Here is a 5,536-nt window from a genome sequence, read left to right on the forward strand (position 1 = left end):
TGCACACCCCGCCCACCGGCACGGTCCCGCCCCCACCCGCCCCGCCGGCCCCCGCACCCCGGAGTGGCCCACTCGGGACGACGCCCCCGGGAGCGCCTTTCGGAACGCCGGGGACGACACCTCCCGGCGCCCCCTTCGGCGCGGCCGCCGCCCTCGCCCCCGTACCCCCCGAAGCGGGCCTCCGCGCGGTGCTCACGAAATACGCCGAGGCCCCGGTGGGCGACCGCTGGACGGAGCAGAACCCGGAGCTGGTGCGGGCGACGCTCACCAAGGGCGCGAACATCCTCGCCAAACAGGGCAGCATGGTCGCCTACCAGGGCGACATCGACTTCGCCCACAAGGGTTCAGGGCTGCTCGGCAAGTTGACGGGACAGCTCACCGGCCAGGGCATGTCCCTGATGCGCTGCTCCGGCGACGGCGAGGTGTTCCTCGCGGACGAGGCCAGCCACCTCTTCGTCATCCGCCTCCAGGGCGAGCAGCTCTACACCTCCGCGCGCGGGGTACTCGCCTTCGACGAGGGGCTCGACACCGAGGTCCGCCGCATCGAGGGCGCGGGCCTGCCCGGCGGCGGCCTGTTCAGCATGCTCTTCTCCGGCACCGGCGCGGTCGTCGTCAAGACCCGGGGCGTCCCCGTCGTCCTCCCCGTGGGCCCCGCCACCTACGTCGACGGCAACGCCGTCATCGCCTGGTCGGCGGGTGCGCAGGCGGTCACCACGACCTCGCTGCGCCTGCGCCGCTCCGGGTACGCCCGGCAGAGCGCGGAGGCCGTCAACCTCCAGTTCCGGGGCGCCCCCGGCAACTTCGTCGTCGTCCAGCCCTTCGAGGTGTGAGGCAGCCATGGACCTCCAGACACTCAACGCGCACCAGCACGCGGCGGCGGGCACGGCCGGCGTCCGGATGAGCGTGCACAGCTCCAAGACGCTCAAGGTCACGATGGTCACCGGCCAGGACCTGTACGCCAAAGCCGGCGCGATGATCGCCTACGACGGGTACGTCCAGTTCGACGGCGCCCCCGGCACCCTGCGGCGGAACGCCGAGGAGATGGTCACCGGCGAGGGCGGCCGGCTGATGCTGTGCCGGGGCGACGGCGAGCTGTACCTCGCGGACTACGGCGGCGACGTCCTCGTCCTGCACCTGAACAACGAGGCGATCTCCGTCAACGGACCCACCCTGCTGGCCTGCGACGCCGCGCTGGAGCTGAAGATCGAGCCCGTCAAGGGGCTCGCGAAGCTCTCCGGGTCCGGGCTCACCAACCTCGTCGTCCGGGGCACCGGGTGGGTCGCGCTGGTCAGCCGGGGGATACCGATCTCCCTCGACTGCGCCGAGCGCGAGACGTACGTCGACCCCGACGCGCTCATCGCCTGGACCGACGGGCTCGACATGAAGGCCAGACGCACGCTCAAGGCGGGCGCGCTGATCGGGCGGGGCAGCGGGGAAGCGTTCCAGGTCGGCTTCAAGGGACAGGGGTTCGTCGTCGTCCAGCCCAGCGAGGACACCGGCGACCGATTCAAGATCCGGGGCTGAGGGGAGCCAGGACAGACATGCACAGCACACTCTTCGCGCACACTCCGGTGGAGTCCACCGAGCGCTACACCCTCCAGAACCCGCAGCTCCTCAAGACGGACGTCACGCGCGGCCAAGGGGCGATTCTCGCGCGGCAGGGGGCCATGGTCGCCTTCGAGGGCGACGTCCAGTTCGACAGCCAGTACCGGGACCGGGGGTGGCGCAATGTCGAGCGGATGACGGGGGAGCGGCTCGAACTCATGCGGTGCAAGGGGAACGGGGTGGTGTACCTCGCGAACTTCGCGCAGCACCTGCACATCATGGAAGTGGGGCGGGGGATCACCGTCGACTCGTCGTCCGTGCTGGCGTTCGACGGGACGCTGGGGGTGGGGATCGTCGCGATCGACAGCGCCGTCGAGGTGGCGTCCGCCGGGGCGTACAACCTGGAGTTGTCCGGGAACGGGCAGGTCGTCGTGATGACGTCCGGGGAGCCGTTGGTGCTGGAGGTCGGGCCCGGGAACAACGTCTGCTGCGACTCCGATGCGGTGATCGCCTGGTCGACGTCGTTGCGGACGCAGTTGCAGGCGCCCACGTCCACGTCCGCCGTGTGGCGCAGGCGGGGGTCCAGTGGGGAGGGGTGGGAGATGCAGTTCTCTGGGACCGGGCATGTGCTGGTGCAGCCGAGTGAGTTGCTGCCGCCGCAGCACTTGAGGACGTCCGGGGTGCTCGGACAGTTCGGGATGGGGAGCGGGGGGCTCAGCGGGAATTCGCTGGGAGGCAGCCGGAACTAGAGAGTCGTAAGGGGCGATGCTCCAGGTGTCCGCCCCTTACTTTCTCTCCTACATCCCCAGCCTCTTCCTCGTTTCCTCCAACAGGCGTACCACCGACTCGTCCGCCACCCCCGCCACCTCGTCGTACGCGAACCAGCGCAGGTCCAGTGACTCGTCGCTGATCTGCTCGACCGCGTCCGGCGCAGCCACCGCCGCGTACTGGACGTCCAGGTGCCAGGCGCACGGCGTCAAGTGGCGGTCCAGGCGGACCGGGCCGCCCGGCAGCAGCCTCAAGCTCTCGATGCCGGACTCCTCGACGCCTTCGCGGACCGCCGACGCCGCAAGGGTCGTGTCGCCCGGCTCGCAGTGGCCGCCCATCTGGAGCCACATGCGGAGCTTTTTGTGCAGGGTCAGGAGGACCCGGGACCGGGTCGGGTCGATGACCAGCGCGCTCGCCGTGATGTGGCCGTCCGTGCAGGACTTCCACATGCCGTCCGGGTGGGCGGCGAGGTGGGCCAGGTAGGTGTCGCGCAGGTCCGGCTGGGCCTCGTATCCCTTGAGGACCGAGGCCGCGTCGTCGTACAGGGTCACTCGGGGTTGTCGCCCTTGTCTTCGTCGGTGGGCTTCTTCTTCAGGTCGGGGCCGCCCTCGGCCGCCTCGCCGAGGAGCTTGTCCAGCTCGGAGAAGTCGAGCTGCTCGCGGTGGACGAAGCCGTCGGGGTCGTCGAGGTCGGTGGCCGTGGGGAGCATGTCCGGGTGGGCCCACAGGGCGTCGCGGCCGTCGACACCGCGCGCGTCCGTGAGGGACGCCCACAGGCGGGACGCGTCGCGCAGGCGGCGGGGGCGCAGCTCCAGGCCGATCAGGGTGGCGAACGTCTGCTCGGCGGGGCCGCCCGAGGCGCGGCGCCGGCGCAGGGTCTCGCGGAGGGCGTCCGCCGAGGTCAGACGGGGTTTCGCTGCCGCGTGGACGACCGCGTCGACCCAGCCCTCGACCAGCGCCAGGGCCGTTTCCAGCCGGGCCAGGGCCGCCTTCTGCTCCGGGGTGTCCTCCGGCTGGAACATGCCCTGCTGGAGGGCGTCCTGGAGCTGCTCCGGGTTCTGCGGGTCGAACTGGCCGACGACGTCCTCCAGCTTGGCCGTGTCGACCTTGATGCCGCGCGCGTAGCCGTCGACAGCACCGAACAGATGTGCCCGCAGCCACGGGACGTGCGCGAAGAGGCGCTGGTGGGCGGCCTCGCGCAGCGCGAGGTACAGCCGCACCTCGTCCTTCGCGACGCCGAGGTCCTTGCCGAACGTCTCGATGTTCACCGGCAGCAGCGCGGCCTTGCCGGCCGGGCCCAGCGGCAGGCCGATGTCCGTCGAACCGATGACCTCGCCCGCGAGGACGCCGACGGCCTGCCCGATCTGCGTGCCGAACATGGCGCCGCCCATCGAGCGCATCATGCCGATCAGCGGGCCCGCCATGGCCTGCATCTCCTCCGGCAAGACATCGCCCATCGCCGCGCCGACACGCTCGGCGACCGGGTCCACCAGCTCCTTCCACGCCGGGAGCGTCGCCTCCACCCACTCCGCGCGCGACCACGCGACCGCCGTGTTCGCGCCGGACGGCAGGGACGTCGCGTCGTCCAGCCACAGGTCCGCCAGGCGGACCGCCTCCTCGACCGCCGTGCGCTCCGACGCGCCCACGCTCGCGTCCTTCACGCCGTCCGGCGTGCCCTGCGCGACCGTCTGGCGGGCGATCTGCTTCGCCATGTCCCAGTTCACCGGGCCGCCCTCGTAGGACAGCATCTGGCCGAGCTGCTGGAACGCCGCGCCCAGGTCACCGGGGTTCATGGAGCCGAACATCGCGGCCAGCGGGTTGTCGGCGCCGGGGGCACCGAAGCCGCCGGCACCGGGCAGTCCGCCGAAACCGAACGGGTTCTGACCACCACCGCTCTGCTGGTCCTTCTTCTTGCCGTCGCCGTCCTCCGGCTCCTCCGGCGGAAGGCCGAATCCGAATGGGGTGTCACTCACGGGGTTCCTCGGCTGGTAAGGCCACCGGTCTCCCGACCGGCGGCGCGGCTGCCCTGCAACACCACCCAGCGTAGACACCCGGGCCCGATCGGGCCTCGGTGCTCCGCCGACTCGCGGCCTGCGGCAGGATGGAGCCACCTGGTACGTACGCGTCATCCGCGCCCGTATGCCATGACAACCGCTGGAGACACCTGGTGAGTTCCCCAGATCCGCAGGTTCGCGCAGCGCGAAACCACTCAACCGGTGCCGCCGCGCGCGGGCCCGTCGTCGCCGTGACCGGCGCGGCGCACGGGGTGGGCGCGTTGCTGACCGAGCGGCTCGCCGCGTCCGACGAGATCAAGCAGGTCGTCGCCATCGACGAGCGGAGGGGGGAGTGCGACGACGTGACGTGGCACATCCTCGACGTGCGTGATCCGGCGATCGCGGAGAAGCTGCGGGGGGCCGATGTCGTCGTCCATCTCGCGCTGGATCTCGATCTCGGGTCCGAGGCGGCGGCGCGGACGGCGTACAACGTGCGGGGGACGCAGACCGTGCTGACCGCTGCCGCGGCGGCCGGGGTGCATCGGGTCGTGCTGTGCACGTCCGCGATGGTGTACGGGGCGCTGCCGGACAATGAGCTGCCGCTCTCCGAGGACGCGGAGTTGCGGGCGACCGCCGAGGCGACCGGGGTGGGGGATCTGCTGGAGATCGAGCGGCTCGCCCGTCGTGCGCCGCGTGCGCATCCCGGGTTGAACGTCACCGTCGTGCGGCCGGCGACGCTGGTCGGGGGGACCGACACCGCGCTCACCCGGTACTTCGAGTCGCCCCGGCTGCTCGTCGTGGCCGGGTCGCGGCCCGCCTGGCAGTTCTGTCACGTCGACGATCTGTGCGGGGCTCTCGAATACGCCGTTCTGGAGAAGGTGGAGGGGGAGCTGGCCGTCGGGTGTGACGGGTGGCTCGAACAGGAGGAGGTCGAGGAGCTGAGCGGGATTCGGCGGATGGAGCTGCCGTCCGCCGTCGCGCTCGGGGCCGCTGCTCGGTTGCACCGGATCGGGCTCACGCCGTCGCCCGCCGGGGATCTCGCGTACACGATGTATCCCTGGGTGGTGAGCGGGAGCCGGCTGCACGCCGCCGGGTGGCGGCCTCGGTGGAGCAACGAGGAGGTGCTGGCCGAGCTGCTGGAGGAGGTTGCCGGGCGGCACACCGTCGCCGGGCGGCGGCTCGGGCGGAAGGACGCGACCGCTGCGGGGGCCGCGGGGGCGACGGTCGCGT

General features: G+C 71.7%; 6 protein-coding genes. 4 read left to right on the forward strand and 2 right to left on the reverse strand.

All coding sequences use genetic code 11. The annotated features are described in order from the left end of the window. The 3 genes from ACVNF4_RS31815 to ACVNF4_RS31825 all read left to right on the forward strand — a co-directional run. On the forward strand, positions 1-830 hold an 830-nt coding region (locus ACVNF4_RS31815; protein WP_461806344.1), incomplete at its 5' end, for an AIM24 family protein. Positions 831-837: 7 nt separating this feature from the next. Further along, positions 838-1,524, forward strand: coding sequence for an AIM24 family protein (locus tag ACVNF4_RS31820; RefSeq protein WP_461806345.1), 687 nt, complete (start codon positions 838-840; stop codon positions 1,522-1,524). Between the two features lie 17 nt (positions 1,525-1,541). Next, complete coding sequence (locus tag ACVNF4_RS31825) at positions 1,542-2,294, forward strand: AIM24 family protein (RefSeq protein ID WP_461806346.1); 753 nt, start codon at positions 1,542-1,544, stop codon at positions 2,292-2,294. Positions 2,295-2,342: 48 nt separating this feature from the next. Here the strand turns inward: ACVNF4_RS31825 and ACVNF4_RS31830 are convergent, their stop codons facing one another. Both ACVNF4_RS31830 and ACVNF4_RS31835 read right to left on the reverse strand, forming a co-directional pair. Next, positions 2,343-2,864, reverse strand: coding sequence for an NUDIX hydrolase (locus ACVNF4_RS31830; RefSeq protein ID WP_461806347.1), 522 nt, complete (start codon positions 2,862-2,864; stop codon positions 2,343-2,345). Continuing rightward, entirely contained in the window at positions 2,861-4,285 is a 1,425-nt protein-coding gene (locus ACVNF4_RS31835) for a zinc-dependent metalloprotease (RefSeq protein WP_461806348.1), read from the reverse strand. The genes ACVNF4_RS31830 and ACVNF4_RS31835 overlap by 4 nt, the downstream gene beginning before the upstream one ends. A 194-nt stretch (positions 4,286-4,479) precedes the next feature. Here ACVNF4_RS31835 and ACVNF4_RS31840 point away from each other — a divergent pair. Then, positions 4,480-5,536 (forward strand): SDR family oxidoreductase (locus ACVNF4_RS31840; RefSeq protein WP_461806349.1); only part of this gene is annotated, 1,057 nt, incomplete at its 3' end.

This window comes from Streptomyces sp. S6 (assembly GCF_054880855.1).